Below are 16926 nucleotides of genomic sequence, written 5' to 3' on the forward strand. Positions count from 1 at the left end.
TCTTGCGGGCCGAATTCCCTGGTTATGTAACCGTTTTTATACCCGCAAAATGTGGCAGATGTCCAAGCCCACTAAAACCGCGACGACTCTCTCAGATTTCTCGGCGCCGTTCAGGCCGCCAACCGATGCTCGTAGAACGGATGACGCTTGTCGTCGAAGATCGCGTAGAGGGCCTGGAGGTTCTTGGGGTCCGGATTCAACCAAGCATCGATATGCTCGGGCTTGATATTGATGATGGTCCGGTCATGGCCGGCGGCTGCTACCTCGGGCTCCGGGTCATCGGTGATCGCCGCGAACGACAGCAGGTCCGGCTCCTTGCCGGTCGGGTCAGTCCAGTGCGACCAGAGACAGGCAATCAGCATCGGCTCGCCGGTCCTTGGCACGAACTCCAACACCTGGGTCTTTCCATCTACTTCGACGTTCTCATAGAACCGGTGCGCCACTACGAGACCATGCTGATAGCCGAATAGCTCTTTCCAGTAGCTGCCCAGGCTATCCCGGCGTGCGTTGTAGGTGCCGGGGAACTTCACGTCATTTAGCGACGGCTTGCCTTCTGGCCGGCACTGGTAGCGCATGGGCTTCACCACTCGCCTGCCCTGCTCCATGACCATTACGGGCGCATACCAGCCGGGGAAGATCCTGGAATCCTCAGGGTCCCACTCGGACCGCTTGAGGTTGGCTATGCGCTCCTTCATGAGGCCGATCTTGTTGGTCGCGATGCGCTGATCTTCCTGGGCCTTCTTGGTCACCTTGGCCTGCAGGGCGCGTTCTGCATCGCTCAGCCGCTTAACCTGCTTGAACAGCTCCTGTTCTGCCTTTGCGATCTCCTGTGCGTTGTAGGCGACCACCAGCGAGTGAATCTCCCGCTCTTCCGGTGTCTGCGGATCGCGGAATGCATCGTCCATTGCCTTCGCCGTGCGGATCTTCGCCCCATTGCGGCGTTCCACGTACAGCTTCACGAACTCATGGATGCTGATCTGCGCCCCGTACTTGCGCACGTATGTGTTGTATTCCTGTTCGACCTGGGCGGAGTAGCACATGGGGTCAGTCCTGGAGCCGATGGAAAGAGATTGCCTCGCGGCCACTGTCGGTGAGGTGTACGCCTGCCCCGGTTATCAGACCGCGTTCTCTGAGGTGCCGCAGCGTCACGATGGAAGCGTAGCGCCCAGCTATCGATACGCGGCCGGCACGGGCTAAGGCAGTCCCTGCGGCTGCTGCTCGGAGCAAGTCGGCCTGGGGACGCGACAGTGGACGCTCTATCCAGGGCTTGGGGTAGCTCGGGCGCTCCAGCACGACCGGCGGGCCCGCCTTCGAGGCTACGTGACCCGCCGTGGCCCCTTCTCGGTCGGGTACCCAGCCAGGTGGCATCGGGCGATAGCGAGGGTTCTTGCGACGGGTCATGGGGCGGATGGTAGGCCGACTAAATCTCAGGCGCTGCGTCGGCAGAGAGTCGAGTCCGGCATTGCGTCCTTGTTAACCGCGCCTACCTTGCATACGCTCTTGATAGAGGGATTTCTAGGGGTGGGGAACGCCAGATGCCGATCGAATATTCCGAGTGGGGAGCCTTTTGCAAATCGTGCGGGCAGAACCGCCTTTTCAGGTCCGCGACCTCAAGGCCGAACCACGTTCTGCATGCCATTCTGACGATCTTTACGTGCTTCCTATGGGGCATCATTTGGCTCGCTCTTTCTGCGTCAACATCGCGCTCTCCATGGCGATGCACGACGTGCGGCTCGGAACTTCGGTAGTTACAAATCTGATCCAAGTGACCACCGACTGATGAGCCCAATTCGTCGCATAGCGCTAATGGTTGTTCCAACCTCCACGCGCCTAGCGTGGTCGCGATCCGCCATCCAAAGGGGGTATGGCAAGAAGATCGCTGCTGCCAGATTCGCTAAGAACTTGAGTGAGGTCGCGCTTCTTGAGGACACTGAGCGATGGGAGCTGCAACTCCAGGGCGAACTTGAAGATGACCATTTGACTTCATCCCTACTTAGGCGCGCTAGGCGTCTAAGGGTTCCGATTCCCTACGTCCACAACAGCGATGGGGCTGAATCAGATCATTGGTATCAAGGGAACCAAACCGGCGGATGGTACCTAACGACTCTTGGAGTCAACTCACTCCGCCGCGAAATCAGGCAGGAACAGAAGGCTCGGCATGAGAATCTCGCGCTCTTGCTTCCATGGTTGACGGCCATTACTGGCATCATTGGCACGGTCACCGGCTTAGTTGCCGTCCTAGCGAGCGGCTAGCAACCGATCGAACGAGCCGGCCTCGCGGCTCTAACTAATTGAGACTGTCGGCAGCGAATGGTTCTCTCAAACATCCTTTTCCGGACATTCTTCATCAAGGCTGAGCAGTACGGGACTGCATTCACCTTGGAGATAGATGGCTCTGAGTACCTGATCACAGCCCGTCATCTAGTGGACACTTCCAAAAGAAGTTTTGACCTGCGGCTATTTCTTCACGAGAGATGGCATGACATACCAGTCCAGGTTGTGGGGCACGGAAGAGGCGAGATTGACATAACGGTCTTAAAGCTGCCCTTTCAGCTAACCAAAGCCGGAGAGCTTGAGGTATTTCCAACCATTGCGCACCTAGCGCTGGGTCAGGATATCTACTTCCTTGGTTTTCCGTACAAGATGTGGGGCGATGTAGGAGAATTCATGGGCGGCATGCCTTGCGCATATGCAAAAAAGGGCACGATCTCATCGCTAGGCTGGGGCGACCCGCAGATCCTGCACGTCGACGCGATCAACAACGAGGGCTTTTCCGGCGGCCCGCTGTTTTTCTATCCTCACGGACAGCCGACCAAAGTTCATTTAGCCGGAGTCGTCTCAAAGTTCAAGATCGAATTTGAGCAAGTCGTGGACTCGTCTGGCAACGATACCGGCATGACAGTCGCGTACAACACGGGCTTCCTAGTCGCGTATGGCAGCAAGCATATTCTTGGCATCTTGGAAGCAGCCCGGCACAGCTAATAACTCACTAAAATATTCGCGGCTCGGCTTAGTTGAGGCATAGGGAAATGCAAACTCCTCTTCCAATTGATCCATCCTTCTATGAGCACCTCATTTCTGAGGATGAGCTCGGCGCAGTTATTCGTGCGCATATCCATGTCGAGGCGAGCCTCATCGAGTTCATACGCTGGTCAGTCCCCCAACCTGACTTGCTTCCGCGACTCACATATGAGTTGCGCCTTCGGCTCGCTTGCGCACTCGGCCTCGATCAAGATCACTTTGAGGCCCTCAAAAGTCTTGGAGACATCCGCAACAGCTTTGGCCACAACCTCGACGCCAAGTTGACCGATCAAGCCGTCAACAACCTATTTGCCAAGCTCCCGGATCAAGCAAGAGCAGCAACCCTGGGCTCGTATGCTGCAATGGTGAATCGAGGTGACGCCGCGGCTAAACAGTTCAGGGACCTCTCCGCCAGAGATCGGTTCATTGTCATCGCAATCGTTCTTAAAGCCTTTGCCGTATATTCCGCGGCAAAGGCCTACAGCTTCCGTGTTGACGCCTAACAATGCATTTCAAGTCGTGACCGACAGCGACTGCCGTCTCGTCGATCACTGCATTAACTTATAGAGACTCAGCTTCGTGCCGATGGCAAAGCCGTTGGCACTAGACGCGCTTAGCGTCAAGCTCGTCACGTTGGCCGTATTATCGCGAACGTGGTCCGCTATCTGGAGCACGAGCGAACTCGGCGCGTCTCGGTTGTCTCTTGCCCGTGCGCGCGGCCTGCCATCTACATCCTGTTGAATGGTGAACTCCGCTGTGAACCCAGCGGATGCTTTCACGTCGAGCAGGTTGGCATTATTGGACCTAGCCGCACTCACTGCCGATCCATCCGCCACTAGGTACTGCCGCCAATAGTTAGTGGCCGTGGTGTCGCCGTTGTAGAACAAGTTCACCGTGAGAGCAGACGCGTTGTTGTTCTTGGCTGAGAGCAGGCCCAAGTAGCACCCGTCCGTTGCCAGGTCGAGCCCCGAGATTGTGATGAGGGTGGCAGCCGCCCCCGACACGGTGGATGTCGTTATTAGTTCTAGCGCTCCGCCCCCACCTCCGCCACCTCCGCCACCGGCGAATATGTAGGCGAGCGAGTTCCATGCCGCGATGCCGTCGCCGATCTTTAGGAAACCCGTGTCCGTCTCGTAGCCGAACTCGCCCGATGCCAAGACAGGGTTGACAGATATCCAATCTGCGGCAGTACCCCTGCGCTGCCAGTGGCGCCTGACCTCGATTACGTTAGTCATCGGCAGGCACCTCGTTGTCCTCCCACGTTACGTCCCCCGCAACGAATCGCCTATCGGCTGCTAACGCGGGCGCAAACACCGGAGGCATGAATCCGTCCGGGTCGGCAACTGCCGCTTGGGAGGACAGTACGCGCCCCAGCGCGCCTAATACCCGCGCCCTGGCTGCAAGCACTCTTGGATCTGTCTTGAGCATGTCTGTGGCCTCCTTAGGCCATCGAAAATTGTTGGCAGAAGTGGAAAATTGTTACGGTTTATGGGAGGAACATTGGACACGCGGTCATAGGGGCAAAAGCGCCAGACTTTTCACCCCCCTACCCCCATCCCGCCAATTGCGGACGCGCGCGCGAAGGGCCGGTCTGTAGCTCCGACCTCTCCAAAGAATGCCGCCCCCTGCTAGGGGTAGAACGTGGGGCGTGAGCCGCCCCACATGCGTCGTTCGATTCGCGGCTTAGCGTCGTTGTGACAGCGCCGGCAGTAGCTCTGAAAGACGCCTTCAACATCAACCGCGAAGTCGCATACCTGCGCTGGGCCGAACTGACCGGCGTCTGGCGCAGGACTCACAGCAGGGCTTGTTCTTCACGTGCGAGCCGTGGAGCTGGCGGATGGTGGCCTCGCTGGGTTTCATGGCGCCTCACCCGCCTTAGCCAGTTGGTTGATGCCCGCCACGACCTGAGCTAGCTGATCGCGCCAGTAGACGACGCTCTGAGCCATCCCGCCGTCTGGAAACTGCACCTCAGGGATGCCCGACAAGCCCTTTCGCTGCAGGTTGCGGTACTCATCGAGAGCAGCCGCGTTCGCTTCAATCAAGGCGTCCGCAGCGCTAAGCACATTGGCTGCGCACTTCTGGTAATCGGCACCCACCGTAGCCAATAGACGCAAACTTGCGCGCTGTCGCTCCAGTTCCACCTTAGCTGCCTGCGCCGTTATCGCGAGCTGCAGCTTGTAGCTTTGCGCCTGCAGAATCGAAGGGCGACGCATCCACTCTTGGTGGTCGGTGCGCGCTTCCTCCTCCACGCCGGGTTTCATTTGGATGGCGGACTCAATGACCCCGCGGCGCTCGGCATCCTGATTAGGCGAATTGCCGTCGTGCCGCTCCTGCCAGGCAGCATCTAGCTGCCTGTCAACTTGCTCCTTCTTGGCCGTCAGCTCGACCAGAAGGTCTTGGGCCGCACTGAACTCTGCATCGGAATTGATTGCTAAGGCTTCTTGCTTCACTTCTGTGTACCTCGTGGGGGGAAAGTGGTTTGGTTCTTGCTGGCCTTTCGGGTCAGCCACGGATAGCTGGGCTCATCCCAGTTGTTCGCCCATTCGCGTCTAGCGCGTGGCGCATCGATCGCGAGGCAAATTACGGACGAGCACAGCTCTCCCAGGCGGCACAGTCGGCCGCAGGATTTGCAGTTGTTCATGGGGTCCTAGAAATTAAAAAGGCCACACATGGGCGGCCTTTCGGGTCGGTAAATGGTTCAGCTAGTCGCACCCCTGCTCGGGCGAGGCGCAGAACCACCCATAGGAGTAGATTCAACTTCCAAGCCCCTAGGGAGGGCCGTGCGTGATTCCTACTAACGGCGAACGTGTCGACGCCACGAAGTTCGCGGCTGTATTGCGCGAGGTCTTCATTGGCGAATCTTGGTCCGACATCGAGGACTGCGCAGCAGATGCCTGGAAGCAGCTAGCGACGGACGAACCGTGGGACGATGCCAAGGGGCGAATAAAGCGCGCTTGGCAACAGCTTCAACAGAGCCGTTGATGGACAAGGGGGCCGCTCCGAGCGGCCCCCTTTTGGTTCTTGCTAGTCACGCCTTTAGGTCCAACACAGCGTCGTGAAAGTCATTCTCGTGAACTAGCACGATTCGCGCCCCAGCCTTTCGGAGCTCTACTGCCTTCTCGACCTTCCTGCCGTAGCAGGAGTAAGCCCAGCACGGGTTGCCGCTAGCGCCGATGACTAGGTAATTGACCTTCTTGGACACTCCTCCGAGAAACTCCCCACCGAGTTTCACCACAACATCGGCTAAGTCCTTTCTGGGATAGCGCATCGAGAGCCCGGTAAAGCAGAACGTCTGGCCCTGAAACTTGATATCTGGGCACACGGCGCACAGACCAACCACGCTGCCGCCCTCAAGAATCGGGGCGCTCGTTATCGTGCGGCCGTCAAAAAAAGCAATGAACTCTGAGAAAAATCGATGCAGCGTCCGGTGCTCTTCCTCATCAATACGCCTGTCCTTCAAAACGGATGTAACCAAGCTTCCGATTTCGTCGTAGGGCCAACAGGTCCTCAGGTGTTCATGTTCGGCGAGCCACGCCGAGAGACCTCGTAGTTCCTCCTCCGTTATCTGCATGTCTGCGATAACACCGCCCAATATGGCGTGCAGACGTTGCAGGTCGGCAGTAATTCGGTCGAAATACTCGGTCGACCTCAGGCGCTCGCACAGCCAGACAATGTCTTCCCGCTCGTCTTGTGTGAGCACCCCGTCCGAAACTGCTTCCGCGACAACCGGGACCAACTCGTTAAACGGATGAAGCGACTTCAGCTCCTCATGTTCCGCAAGCCAATCCCGCATGAAGCTCACCTCGACGTCATTGATGCGACCGTCGATGGCTATTCCCTCGATCAAGCCCAAGAGCGAGTTGACTGACTTCTCCAGGCGAGCACGAGACGTAAACTGAAAATACGGCCGCAAATCCGCGTGCATGCTTCCCCCTTGGCACTCCTGCCAACCGCCCCAGGGGCGGCCCCGACTCTGAGGGTAACGCAATATGCCGCGGCAATCGGCATGGGTAGACCCGCATCGGCTTATTAGGCCGCCCAGTCAAAATCAGACAGCCACCCTATATCGCGGGGTGGCTCGCGGTGACGGTGTGCCGGGGAGCGTTCATCACAGAAACCATTTTCCCACGCATCGCCGTTTTCCAGTTCCGGCGTGGTGATGTGCGGTTGCGACGGTTGGAGCGTCTCGGCTTCTGTTGGCGAGTATTGCCGGCATTGGGAGGCGCGCCCGCCGCGCAGCAGGTTGTCTTCTTTCAGCACCACCGTAGGTAGCCGCCACAGTCGCGGATTGCACTCGGGAAACGCGTGGTAGAACGCCGCTTCGCACGTCCGCCAGGCGGCCACCTCCAGCATGCGCCAAGCAACCAGGTCGGACAGATCCGACTTGCGAATACCCAGCACCTTCGCGGCGTCCTGGTGGGTCACCAGACCGCGCCGGCAGGCGTCCAGGAGAGCGGTGAGCAGGTCCTTAGTCTGCGCCCTCATGCGGCACGCTCGCTTTCGCTTGCGCGAATTTCGCCGCCGTCTAAATCAAGATCCTTAGAGCCGTCAGAAGCAAGAGCCTGTAAAGCTTCAAGGGAGTCGTTTTTGACCCCTATCGGCTCTGCTACATAGGGGGCGAATTTGACCCCTATTGCTAATCCATAGAGTGCTGCTTCTGGCGGCTGGCCTGGACGTGGCTTTTTGGCGGCAACGGTCTCGCGAATGAGTCCGGACCCCAGCAGCTCTTGGCGAACGCGGTAGAAGGACTTCTTGTTGGGGAACCAGTCCACGCATTCGGACCAAGCCAAACTCAGACGCTCGCTGTTGAAGTTGTCTGCCTTGCGGTAGGCCAGGAGTGCGAGTGTTTGGCCATCGCCGCTGAGTCGCTTGTAGGCATCCGAATCCATAACCGCGAGCGGAAACGGCACCACCCCGCGTTGGGGGGCGTTGTATGCGCTTGCGACGATGGCCTGGACCTCCCTCGGATCGAGCGGAGGCACGCAGCGTTTGTCGTTGACCTGCAGGAGTCGGTTGAACTGCTCCGGCTGGGGAACGCCCTTCCCCGCCGCAGATCGCGCCAGCTTGTAGAGGGTGTCGTTTCGCGCCCCCTCGGGAATCGAGTTAGGCAGCACCATGCGCTGCGCCAGCCCGAAAGCTTCCGATACCTCGCGCCACGGGAGCGGGCCCGGCTCGCAGCGATCCAGGCGCGTCTGGAAGGGCTCTCCCTTGCGATGCAGGAAGCCCGGCAGGCGCATTACGCGCGATCGGTCATTGACCTTGGGGTCTCCAGCAAACAGCGCCGCCAGCGTCTTCTGAGCGGGCGTGAACTGGTCCAGGGGCATGTCCGAAACGGGCCAGTAGGCATGCCACTTGCCAGGCGACGACTCCGCGACGATGCGCGGCGGCAACTGGCACGAGAGAAGCGGCTCAATCGGCGCGCCATCGAGATCGACGAACAGCGCGCGGCAGGCGGTGACGTTGATCGCCTTGCGGCCATTGCCATCGCCACGGTTGACCATGACGAAGACGCCCGCGCCCTTGTCGTTGAGCGTCGCCAAGCGCTGGGCTTGGCTGGCCAACGAGCCATGCAGCACGCGGTTCATTCCGCGACGACTCTTTCCCGTGTCGTCGAAGGTCTGAAACGTGTGGATGCAGTCGCCCGTTAGCGCGGTCAGAAACCGCGCTGCCATAGCAGTGTCGATTTGCATTCGCCCCCCGGCGGTTACTCAGACCGTGGGCGGATCGCCGCGTAGTAATTCGCTACAGAGTCTGCGGATATGCGCCTGGGCACCGGCCAATTCCACGGCCATCCGATCGCACCTGTCGGGCGACAGGTCCTTGTAGAGTTCGTACAGCTGGTCAGACAGCATGTCGGCCAGCCTGGGCAGGGCTGCTGCCATGTGGTGTGCGTGTGGGTTCATCGCGCACTTCCCTTCGACACCGGGCGATATGGCCAGAGCGCGCATTCGGACACCGTGCAGCGCCCGACTTGCTGGCGCCAGTTGCCGGAGTCGCAGGGGTCGTAGCAGCACCACTTGCAGTGGGCGTCGATGGCTGCGCGAAGGCCATTTTCTCCGGCCTGAGGGGGCGACCCGGTAGGGTCGTAGCGGCCTAGCTCTGTGTGTCCGGAAACGGGCCCGTTTTGGGGCAGTTTCAGACCTTGGCGAAGATCGTGGGCCTGGCTCATCGCGCACCCACCTGAGCGTTTCGCTCATCGGACTGCAAGTTTGGGTTCTGGGCGACTAGCCAGCGATCGAACGCCGCAGGGTCGATGAACACCCGCCGGCCGCACCGCACAATCGCGCCAACATCTGCCAGCCCGTTGCGGGCCGCCTGGAAAATCATCCATCTCAAGCTAGCCTCGCTCCAAACTGAGCCGCTAGCGAACTGTGAAACCGTCTTTAGATCGCGTGCCACCGTTATTGCTCCGCACGGCTCGGGGTTGGCCGTGGCGGTCACAGATAGTAGGCATGCGTACGCCTGATAAGCCTAGTAAGACGACCAAATTCCCTATTAGGTTTTATCGGACGGGAGCGCCCTAGCCTCTTCCAATATCTTTCGCGTGGTGTCGTCGTTTGGGCCCTTAAACCCAAGCTTCTGAAGTTGCAATTGAACGGAAGTTGCAGCCCCTCGTTCTGGCAAACGGGCCATAACGTCGAGAGCGCGGATCACCCTGAGCAGACTCTTTTCGCGTCTTGGGTCCAAGCCTTGCTCGTCAATTCTCGTGTCATCGGGCTCAGGCAAGAAATAGATATCGGCCGCCGTTAGTTGCGTTGCTCTGCTGTCGTAATAGCCACCTTCCGATTCTTGAACCCACACGCTCTTCCCGTGGATGGAGAGCGGAATCACATCATCGGCCTCTGCGTCGTAGATTCCGATCCAGTGCCCATGCAAATTCACTTCACGCTTATCCGCGAGCAATTCCCCGACCGTTCCGGAACTAAGAACTACCCATCCTGAGATGGTGTATCTAGGCAAACCATGTTCGGGGTCCAAGCTGAGCCTGCCACTACGTGAACCTTCGAGTGCACTTCCATGGTCGCTCCAGCGGACCCAAGGGAACCTATCTCTAGACCATACGGGCAGAAACTCTTCGTGTGTCCCCTCAGCGTTCTCACTGCTCACATAAGCGAATGGCCGTACAGATCGATTGAGAACCCGGGCCCTCAGAAGGCCTTCCGTGATACCCAGCTCTCTTGCCTTAGATGCGAAATCTAGTAGTTCTTCCATCGCGCGACCCTCCGCGCCCCTGAAAGGGCCCGCGCCAGCGCCGCAGGGTAACGGCGTTTTCGCTCCGTCGAGCTAGGCGCGGGTTAGTCGGTTACTTAGTCTCGCTATGAAGCTCTGCGTTCACAGCTTCTGCCAGCTGCGACAGCAGGATGATGGCGTCTGAAATGCCATCGATCGGATAGGTATGAAACTCTGCGTTGCTACCGTCGCCATCGTTTTCGACTCGATAGACGACGGCCTTGGTAGCTCGCGAAAGATCACGAATCATCCCCGCCAGCGCAGCCAGCCCTTCAGCGTCTGGGCCAAATCCCTTGCTATCACCCGGAATCGTGATCGTCAGGACCCTGTCCCCCAACCAAAGATCGTGCGTGCGATTGCTGACAACTGCCCTCTGCGCGGTAGTAGCTTCGGCGTTCATGACTGGCCCCCGGCATAGGACTTTAGTGCGGCCCGCGCCTCGGTGAGCATGTCTGAAAGTGCCCACATGTAGTTCGAACGGTCCTCATCATTCATGGCTTGCAGACCGCCAGCCATCGCACACAGCGCCATCGACTCGGCTTTGGCAAGCAGCCCATTGCAGCGATCGTATCCCTCAGCATTTCCGGCCCGACTGCTCATGGCTTTGCTCCCTCCTTCCCTGCCTCTTCCCTGATCCACTCCAAGTCCTCAACCGCTGCAACGGTGAGGTCTCTAAGCGCGTCACAAAGTGCATATGCCTGTCGATCGGTCAGCCATTGATACTTGACTCCCTGGTTCACGGCTTCGTCGCTCTTCCCGCGAACGTGCGCGCCCAGCATCTCCGACAACACCATTGCCGCGTTCGTCCGCCGATCGATCTGTTCTAGACGCGACCAAACAGGCATCGGAAGTTGAGCTCCCCTCCAAGCCTGTTGATAGAAGTCCGGCTCATCCCCTACCGTGATCTCCGCCCCCTGTATGCTTTCCATATCCATGATCGTTCCTCTTTTGAACGTTTGTGGAAGGCGCTGCCGGGGTGCCGCTACACCCCGGCCGCGCCGCTTATGAGCCGAGGAATTTCTCGGCCATTCGGTCAACGGCAGCCTTGGTGTGCTGCTCGCTAAGGTGGGAATAGCGCTTCACCATCGCCAGCGTCTTGTGGCCGAGGATGGCAGCGATATCCATGAGGCTTGCCCCGCTCATGGCGAGATAACTAGCCGCACTGTGTCTCAGATCGTGAAACCGGAAGTCCTGCAGGCCGGCTGCCTCGCGCGCATCGCGCCAGGGCTTGTCCACCTGGTCTTTCGTGTAGGGGAAGACGGGCCCCGTCCTCAGGCGACCTTTGCCCCATGCCTTGAGAGCCTCCACGGCCGGTGGGGCTAGCGGGACAGTGCGGCTCTCGCCGTTCTTGGTGTCTAAAAAACGAACCGTGCCCCGCCCCATATCTACTTGGCTCCAAAGTAGACCCAGAAGCTCGCTCTTACGTGCTCCAGTGGCGAGCGCGAGGGTTACCAGCGGGTGCAGCGCGTCGAGCTCTGAGGCCCTGCAGGCGTCTAGCAGCTGGGTCCGCTCGGCATCGCTCAGGAATCGCTCCCTGCCCTTGCTGTCGGGCATGCGGGTGACGTTGGGAATCGGGTTCTTGGTGAGCCAGCCGTATTCCTTGACCGTGACGGTCAGGACGGCCGAGAGCGCCGTAATGCGGCGATTGATCGTGGCTCCGCTCGGCACCTTGCCGTGCTTGTTCGGCTCGCTTACTAGGCGATCCCGGACCTCTGCGACGGTGGCCGCAGTGATGCCCACCAAAGGACGGTTGCCAAGCTCTTTCTTCCACCACGTCAGCAGGCGTGTCTGCTCGCTGGCGTTCTTCTGGTGCTTGCTCTGGGGAAGTGTGACCGTCAGGTAGCGGTCGATGGCGTCCGCTAGCGTGCGCTTACGGGCCTCAGACGACGGGACATGCTCGCCCACGTCCAACTTGCTCTCGACGCTGCGCGCCCATTCCTGGGCCGCCTGCTTCGTCTTAAAGGACTTGGTGAGATGCGGCCCAACCGCACGACGCACGCGTACACGCCACGTCGCCTTGCCGGTCTTCCCGACTCGCTTCTCGAAGGTTGCCACTTGCTGCCCCAAAGTGTCCCAACGGGGACCACCCTGCACCCAATTGTCGAGCTTCGCAAGTGCCTAAGTCATTGATTCTGGCGGAAGCGGTGGGATTCGAACCCACGGTGGTATCGCTACCACGCCGGTTTTCAAGACCGGTGCCTTAAACCGCTCGGCCACACTTCCGTTTATTTGTCGCGCTGCGATTAGCGCAGGCTTGCATGCACACCATCGCTAGGTGCGCATGGGGCCCGCCTCAGCGGGCCGCGCATTCTCTCACGCCGGCTCGATACTGTGCTCGCGCTTCCGTGCGGGCTTTGCCTTCGCGTCTGCTGCAGGCTCGGCATGCCGCTCGCCCTTCTTGACGCCTTCAGGGCACGGGCCCTTGATGTCACCGCACTGCAAGCGTGCGGATTCAACCAAGGCAGGCACGCGTTCGGCGAGGAAGTCGATGAAGACGCGCACGGCGGGCAGCAATCCGCGACGTGACGCGAATACCGCATGGAAGATGCCTTGCGGCAGGCGCCATTGCGGCAGCACGACTTCGAGTTCGCCGGTGCGCACGGCTTCGGCGCAGACGGTTTCGGGCAGCATGGTGATGCCGACGCCTTGGACGGCGAGAGACATCAGCATGGGGAAGTCGAAGCCGGCGACGCGCGGCTTGAGTTCGACGCGACGCACTTCGCCGTTGGGACCATGCAGCTCCCAGCGCTGGTGGGCTTCGTCTTCGTTCATGCTCAGCGTGACGTGCTGGGCCAGGTCGTCGGGATTGGTCGGGCGGCCCATGCGCTTGAGGTAACCGGGGCTGGCGACGAGCAGTTCCTGGATCTGGCCGAAGTTGCGCATCACCAGGCTGCCGTCGTCGTCCAGCCGCGTGCGCACGCGCAGGGCGACGTCGACGCCTTCGTTGATGATGTCGACGCGGCGGTTGCTGACGTGCAGTTGCACGCGCACCTGCGGGTATTTGGCGAGGAATTCGGGCAGCAGCTTCGGCATCTGCTGTTGCGCCATGCCGACGGGCACGCTGACGCGGATGACGCCGCGCGGTTCGACGCTGAGGCGGTCGACGACTTCGCGTGCGGCTTGCGCTTCGGCGAGCATCGATTGCGCGTGGCGGTACACGCTGTGGCCGACTTCGGTCACGGCAAAGCGGCGCGTCGAACGCTGCAGCAGGCGTACGCCCAGGTCGGTTTCGAGTTGGCTGATGCGACGGCTCAGGCGCGACTTCGGGATGCCCAACGCGCGCTCGGCGGCGGCGAATCCCTGGTGGTCGACTACGGCCGCGAAGTAATAGAGGTCGTTGAGGTCTTGCATGACAATTATCCTGAAATCAGAACAGTCAGTGATATTAGACCAGCTTTATCCTACTGCCGCAACAGCGGAAAGTGGCGCCCAACGCGGCTCCGGCCGCCTTTCTAACGGGAGAGGTCCATGAAACTGTTGCATATCGATACCGCCGCCACCGGCGCCGGTTCTGTCACCCGCGAACTCACGTCCGCCATAGTCGCACGCTGGAAGGACGCCGTGCCGGGCGTGCAGGTCAGCTACCGCGACTTCGACGCTGAGCCCCTGCCCCACCTGACCGGCCCGGTGCTCACCAAGGCCGATGCGGCCGCCGCCGAGGCCAGCGAACAGGCGCTGCTGCAGTTCCTGGACAGCGACGTGATCGTGATCGGTGCGCCGATGTACAACTTCAGCGTGCCCTCCACGTTGAAGGCCTGGATCGATCGCGTTGCGGTCGCGGGTCGTACCTTCCGCTACACCGAGAGCGGTCCGGAAGGCCTGGCCAAGGGCAAGCGTCTGGTGATCGCCAGTGGTCGTGGCGGCATCTATGGCGAGAACAGCCCGGCGGATTTCCAGGAGGCTTATCTGCGTCAGGTGTTCGGCTTCCTTGGCGTGACCGATATCGAGTTCGTGCGTGCTGAAGGTGTGGCGTATTCGCCGCAGCATCGCAGCGATGCGCTGGAAGGCGCCAAGGCCGGTATCCGCGAGCCGTTGCGCGAAGCGGCTTAAGGCGAACGTTGTCCCCTGCGTTTCCTCGTCTCTCCCCTGCTGTGGAAACGCACACGGGCCCGCTTTGCGGGCCCGTTCTTTTTCTGTTGCTGATTTACGGGTGCGTGTGTGCGTGTACGGGCCGGCAGGCGATGCCGGTGGGCAGTCGTGACACGCCGTGAATCCGTCCATGGAGGCTTGTCAGCGGCATCCATGCCGCTGACAGTCACGCCTGCCCACCGGCACCGCCTGCCCTCCCAACATCTCGGGCGCGTTGGCAAAAAAGCGAAAGCAACTCGCTGCGCTCGCTCCCCCTCATCTGCCCTTCGGGCATCTTCTCCCCGCACGCAGGGAGAAGAAGTGCGTGTGATCGAAGTGGCGATCTTCACGCTCGCGGTAAGCGCTGCCCGATGGGATGGGGGTGCGGAGAGCGGACCAGGATGGTCCGCGGCCCCGACTAAAGGCACGGATGCCGTCCGGAGGGGCGTAGCACCCCCGTCCCGTCGCTGGATCCCCGCCTTCGCGGGGATGACGAGCAAAGGCAAGAGCCTGATGAAAAACCTAACTCAGGCGATGCGGTCGACGCCGCCCATATACGGGCGCAGCGCCTCGGGTACGCCGATGGAACCATCCGCGTTCTGATAGTTCTCCATCACCGCGATCAGCGCGCGGCCGACGGCTACGCCCGAACCGTTGAGCGTGTGCACCAGCTCCGGCTTGCCCGTCGCCGGGTTGCGCCAGCGGGCCTGCATGCGGCGCGCCTGGAAGCCCTCGCAGTTGGAGCACGAGGAAATCTCGCGATAGGTGTCCTGCGACGGCAGCCACACCTCGAGGTCGTAGGTCTTGGTGGCGGCGAAGCCCATGTCGCCCGTGCACAGCAGCACGCGGCGGTACGGCAGGCCGAGCTTCTCCAGCACCACTTCCGCACAACGAGTCATGCGCTCGTGCTCGGCGTAGCTGTCTTCCGGCGCGGTGATCGATACCAGCTCCACCTTTTCGAACTGGTGCTGGCGGATCATGCCGCGCGTGTCGCGGCCATGGCTGCCGGCTTCGGCGCGGAAGCACATCGAATGCGCGGTCATGCGCAGCGGCAGCGCGTCGGCTTCGACGATCTCGTCGCGCACGATGTTCGTCAGCGGCACTTCCGAAGTCGGAATCAGATAGCGCTTGTGCGCATGCTCGCCCTCGCCCACCGTCGTGGCGAACAGGTCTTCCTCGAACTTGGGCAACTGGCCGGTGCCACGCATCGAATCGGCGTTGACCAGCAGCGGCACGTTGGTTTCCTGGTAGCCGTGCTCGCCCGTGTGCAGATCGAGCATGAACTGCGCCAGCGCACGATGCAGGCGCGCCAGCGATCCGCGCAGCACGGTGAAGCGCGCGCCGCTGAGCTTGGCCGCGGTGTCGCCGTCCAGCCAGCCGTTGCGCGCGCCCAGCTCGACGTGGTCCTTGACCGCGAAGTCGAACGCGCGCGGCGTGCCCCAGCGATGCTGCTCGGCGTTGTGCGCCTCATCCTGGCCCAGCGGCACGGACTCGTGCGGGATGTTGGGGATGCCCAGGGCGATCGCTTCGATCTGCGCACGGATGGCTTCCAGGCGCTGCTCGGATGCCTTCAGCTCCTCGCCGAAGCCGGCGACTTCAGCCATCAGCGCGGAAACGTCCTCGCCCTTGGCCTTGGCCTGGCCGATCGCCTTGCTGCGGGTGTTGCGCAGATTCTGCAGTTCCTGCGTACGGATCTGGATCTGCTTGCGCTCGCTCTCCAGCGATTCCAGCGCGGCGGCGTCGAGTGCGAAGCCGCGGGTTTCGCGCAGGCGTGCGGCGAGGTCGGCGGGGTTCTGGCGCAGCAGGGTCGGGTCGAGCATGGCGTCGGCGTGGTGGGTAAAGATGACGAAGCTCGCGATTATCGCAGGCTTGGTCCCACGATTGCCGCATTGTTAACGGGCGGCCGGTCACCATCGGCCCATCCCCCGAAGCATTCCCCCCATGACCCAGAGCCCGACCGTGTCGCAACCGCCCCATCGTGCCGTCGATTTTTCCGCCTGGCTTCCGTCGCGGCGGGCGCTGTTGTGGATCCTGGGCGCGTTCGCCCTGGGCCTGGTCCTGTTCCTGCTGGTCTGGCGCGGCGGCCGCGACGATTTCTATCGCGCCGGTCCCGCGGCACCTACCGCCGCGACGCCGGACTACGCGCCTTTGCCCGCGCCTGTCGCGGGCCAGGCCGACCAAGTGAGCGACGTGCCCACCCCCGCGCAGCCCACCGACGAGGAAGAACAACCCCGGCTGGTCGAAACCGCCCCACCCCCGCCGCCGACCGCTGCCGCGCCGGCACCGCGGCCGACGGCGCCCGCCACCGCGCTTTCGCAGCCGCAGCCGATTTCCGTGCCGGCGCCGAAATATCCCGCGCGGGCACTGCGCAACGGCGAGGAAGGCACGGTGATGGTCAGCGCGGACATCGATGCCGAGGGCATGCCCTCGGCCGTCGCAGTCGCGCGTAGCAGCGGCTCGCGCGATCTCGATCGCGCTGCGGTCGACGCGGTGAAGCATTGGCGGTTCAGGCCGGCGATGGCCGATGGGCGCGCTACGCCGGGGCGCGTGCAGGTGCCGATCAGTTTCAAGAACTAGCAAGCGCAAGGCAGCTCGCTTCGCTCGCTC

The 16926-nt window shown here is 61.3% G+C and carries 19 protein-coding genes and 1 tRNA gene; 5 read left to right on the forward strand and 15 right to left on the reverse strand.

Annotated elements, in window-relative coordinates; translation table 11 throughout:
• Positions 1-110 precede the first annotated feature (110 nt).
• Positions 111-1040: an SOS response-associated peptidase family protein gene (locus ACYVJ8_RS06165; RefSeq protein ID WP_460710308.1), complete on the reverse strand. Its 930-nt coding sequence runs from the start codon at positions 1038-1040 to the stop codon at positions 111-113.
• Between the two features lie 1270 nt (positions 1041-2310).
• Here ACYVJ8_RS06165 and ACYVJ8_RS06170 point away from each other — a divergent pair.
• Both ACYVJ8_RS06170 and ACYVJ8_RS06175 read left to right on the forward strand, forming a co-directional pair.
• The gene (locus ACYVJ8_RS06170) at positions 2311-2982 is read left to right on the forward strand and encodes a S1 family peptidase (protein WP_460710310.1); all 672 of its coding nucleotides are present in this window, start codon (positions 2311-2313) and stop codon (positions 2980-2982) included.
• A gap of 47 nt (positions 2983-3029) precedes the next feature.
• Positions 3030-3524, forward strand: coding sequence for a hypothetical protein (locus tag ACYVJ8_RS06175; RefSeq protein ID WP_460710312.1), 495 nt, complete (start codon positions 3030-3032; stop codon positions 3522-3524).
• A gap of 45 nt (positions 3525-3569) precedes the next feature.
• Here ACYVJ8_RS06175 and ACYVJ8_RS06180 read toward each other — a convergent pair whose 3' ends face one another.
• Complete coding sequence (locus ACYVJ8_RS06180; RefSeq protein WP_460710314.1) at positions 3570-4256, reverse strand: hyaluronate lyase N-terminal domain-containing protein; 687 nt, start codon at positions 4254-4256, stop codon at positions 3570-3572.
• 621 nt (positions 4257-4877) lie between these two features.
• Positions 4878-5471: a hypothetical protein gene (locus ACYVJ8_RS06185; protein ID WP_460710316.1), complete on the reverse strand. Its 594-nt coding sequence runs from the start codon at positions 5469-5471 to the stop codon at positions 4878-4880.
• Positions 5472-5805: 334 nt separating this feature from the next.
• Between ACYVJ8_RS06185 and ACYVJ8_RS06190 the strand changes: the two genes are divergently transcribed.
• Complete coding sequence (locus ACYVJ8_RS06190; protein WP_460710318.1) at positions 5806-6003, forward strand: hypothetical protein; 198 nt, start codon at positions 5806-5808, stop codon at positions 6001-6003.
• A gap of 46 nt (positions 6004-6049) precedes the next feature.
• Here ACYVJ8_RS06190 and ACYVJ8_RS06195 read toward each other — a convergent pair whose 3' ends face one another.
• The 11 genes from ACYVJ8_RS06195 to ACYVJ8_RS06245 form a co-directional block, all read right to left on the reverse strand.
• Positions 6050-6946, reverse strand: coding sequence for a BRCT domain-containing protein (locus tag ACYVJ8_RS06195; protein WP_460710320.1), 897 nt, complete (start codon positions 6944-6946; stop codon positions 6050-6052).
• Between the two features lie 104 nt (positions 6947-7050).
• Positions 7051-7506, reverse strand: a complete 456-nt coding sequence (locus ACYVJ8_RS06200; protein ID WP_460710322.1) for a hypothetical protein — start codon at positions 7504-7506, stop codon at positions 7051-7053.
• Positions 7503-8711, reverse strand: a complete 1209-nt coding sequence (locus ACYVJ8_RS06205; protein ID WP_460710324.1) for a primase alpha helix C-terminal domain-containing protein — start codon at positions 8709-8711, stop codon at positions 7503-7505. The genes ACYVJ8_RS06200 and ACYVJ8_RS06205 overlap by 4 nt, the downstream gene beginning before the upstream one ends.
• Before the next feature lie 18 nt (positions 8712-8729).
• Positions 8730-8924, reverse strand: coding sequence for a hypothetical protein (locus tag ACYVJ8_RS06210; RefSeq protein WP_460710326.1), 195 nt, complete (start codon positions 8922-8924; stop codon positions 8730-8732).
• Between the two features lie 592 nt (positions 8925-9516).
• Positions 9517-9999: a hypothetical protein gene (locus ACYVJ8_RS06215; RefSeq protein ID WP_460710328.1), complete on the reverse strand. Its 483-nt coding sequence runs from the start codon at positions 9997-9999 to the stop codon at positions 9517-9519.
• Positions 10000-10324: 325 nt separating this feature from the next.
• Positions 10325-10651, reverse strand: a complete 327-nt coding sequence (locus ACYVJ8_RS06220) for a hypothetical protein (RefSeq protein ID WP_460710329.1) — start codon at positions 10649-10651, stop codon at positions 10325-10327.
• Positions 10648-10851: a hypothetical protein gene (locus ACYVJ8_RS06225; protein ID WP_460710331.1), complete on the reverse strand. Its 204-nt coding sequence runs from the start codon at positions 10849-10851 to the stop codon at positions 10648-10650. Before ACYVJ8_RS06225 ends, ACYVJ8_RS06220 begins: the two co-directional genes overlap by 4 nt.
• Complete coding sequence (locus ACYVJ8_RS06230) at positions 10848-11186, reverse strand: hypothetical protein (RefSeq protein ID WP_460710333.1); 339 nt, start codon at positions 11184-11186, stop codon at positions 10848-10850. Before ACYVJ8_RS06230 ends, ACYVJ8_RS06225 begins: the two co-directional genes overlap by 4 nt.
• Before the next feature lie 67 nt (positions 11187-11253).
• Positions 11254-12306, reverse strand: a complete 1053-nt coding sequence (locus ACYVJ8_RS06235) for a tyrosine-type recombinase/integrase (RefSeq protein ID WP_460710335.1) — start codon at positions 12304-12306, stop codon at positions 11254-11256.
• Between the two features lie 78 nt (positions 12307-12384).
• Positions 12385-12474: transfer RNA gene (locus tag ACYVJ8_RS06240), tRNA-Ser, on the reverse strand.
• A gap of 90 nt (positions 12475-12564) precedes the next feature.
• Positions 12565-13602 (reverse strand): LysR family transcriptional regulator, encoded by a 1038-nt coding sequence (locus tag ACYVJ8_RS06245; protein WP_460710337.1) that lies wholly within the window; start codon positions 13600-13602, stop codon positions 12565-12567.
• A 117-nt stretch (positions 13603-13719) separates the two neighbouring features.
• On the opposite strand from ACYVJ8_RS06245, the gene ACYVJ8_RS06250 reads away from it, so the two are divergent.
• Positions 13720-14301: an FMN-dependent NADH-azoreductase gene (locus tag ACYVJ8_RS06250; protein ID WP_460710339.1), complete on the forward strand. Its 582-nt coding sequence runs from the start codon at positions 13720-13722 to the stop codon at positions 14299-14301.
• A gap of 545 nt (positions 14302-14846) precedes the next feature.
• On the opposite strand, the gene serS is transcribed toward ACYVJ8_RS06250, so the two are convergent.
• The gene (gene serS / locus ACYVJ8_RS06255) at positions 14847-16139 is read right to left on the reverse strand and encodes a serine--tRNA ligase (RefSeq protein WP_460710341.1); all 1293 of its coding nucleotides are present in this window, start codon (positions 16137-16139) and stop codon (positions 14847-14849) included.
• A gap of 121 nt (positions 16140-16260) precedes the next feature.
• Here serS and ACYVJ8_RS06260 point away from each other — a divergent pair, with 121 nt between their 5' ends.
• The gene (locus ACYVJ8_RS06260; RefSeq protein WP_460710343.1) at positions 16261-16896 is read left to right on the forward strand and encodes an energy transducer TonB; all 636 of its coding nucleotides are present in this window, start codon (positions 16261-16263) and stop codon (positions 16894-16896) included.
• The last annotated feature ends 30 nt before the right edge of the window (positions 16897-16926 follow it).

This window comes from Lysobacter terrae (genome assembly GCF_054782215.1).

Bases quoted from the DNA above. Each gene is read 5' to 3' on its own strand.
- ACYVJ8_RS06200 (WP_460710322.1), bottom strand. From the start codon at position 7,506: ATGAGGGCGCAGACTAAGGACCTGCTCACCGCTCTCCTGGACGCCTGC.
- ACYVJ8_RS06170 (WP_460710310.1), top strand. From the start codon at position 2,311: ATGGTTCTCTCAAACATCCTTTTCCGGACATTCTTCATCAAGGCTGAG.
- ACYVJ8_RS06210 (WP_460710326.1), bottom strand. From the start codon at position 8,924: ATGAACCCACACGCACACCACATGGCAGCAGCCCTGCCCAGGCTGGCC.
- ACYVJ8_RS06250 (WP_460710339.1), top strand. From the start codon at position 13,720: ATGAAACTGTTGCATATCGATACCGCCGCCACCGGCGCCGGTTCTGTC.
- ACYVJ8_RS06165 (WP_460710308.1), bottom strand. From the start codon at position 1,040: ATGTGCTACTCCGCCCAGGTCGAACAGGAATACAACACATACGTGCGC.
- serS (WP_460710341.1), bottom strand. From the start codon at position 16,139: ATGCTCGACCCGACCCTGCTGCGCCAGAACCCCGCCGACCTCGCCGCA.
- ACYVJ8_RS06225 (WP_460710331.1), bottom strand. From the start codon at position 10,851: ATGAGCAGTCGGGCCGGAAATGCTGAGGGATACGATCGCTGCAATGGG.
- ACYVJ8_RS06230 (WP_460710333.1), bottom strand. From the start codon at position 11,186: ATGGATATGGAAAGCATACAGGGGGCGGAGATCACGGTAGGGGATGAG.
- ACYVJ8_RS06180 (WP_460710314.1), bottom strand. From the start codon at position 4,256: ATGACTAACGTAATCGAGGTCAGGCGCCACTGGCAGCGCAGGGGTACT.
- ACYVJ8_RS06195 (WP_460710320.1), bottom strand. From the start codon at position 6,946: ATGCACGCGGATTTGCGGCCGTATTTTCAGTTTACGTCTCGTGCTCGC.
- ACYVJ8_RS06245 (WP_460710337.1), bottom strand. From the start codon at position 13,602: ATGCAAGACCTCAACGACCTCTATTACTTCGCGGCCGTAGTCGACCAC.
- ACYVJ8_RS06205 (WP_460710324.1), bottom strand. From the start codon at position 8,711: ATGCAAATCGACACTGCTATGGCAGCGCGGTTTCTGACCGCGCTAACG.
- ACYVJ8_RS06260 (WP_460710343.1), top strand. From the start codon at position 16,261: ATGACCCAGAGCCCGACCGTGTCGCAACCGCCCCATCGTGCCGTCGAT.
- ACYVJ8_RS06175 (WP_460710312.1), top strand. From the start codon at position 3,030: ATGCAAACTCCTCTTCCAATTGATCCATCCTTCTATGAGCACCTCATT.
- ACYVJ8_RS06220 (WP_460710329.1), bottom strand. From the start codon at position 10,651: ATGAACGCCGAAGCTACTACCGCGCAGAGGGCAGTTGTCAGCAATCGC.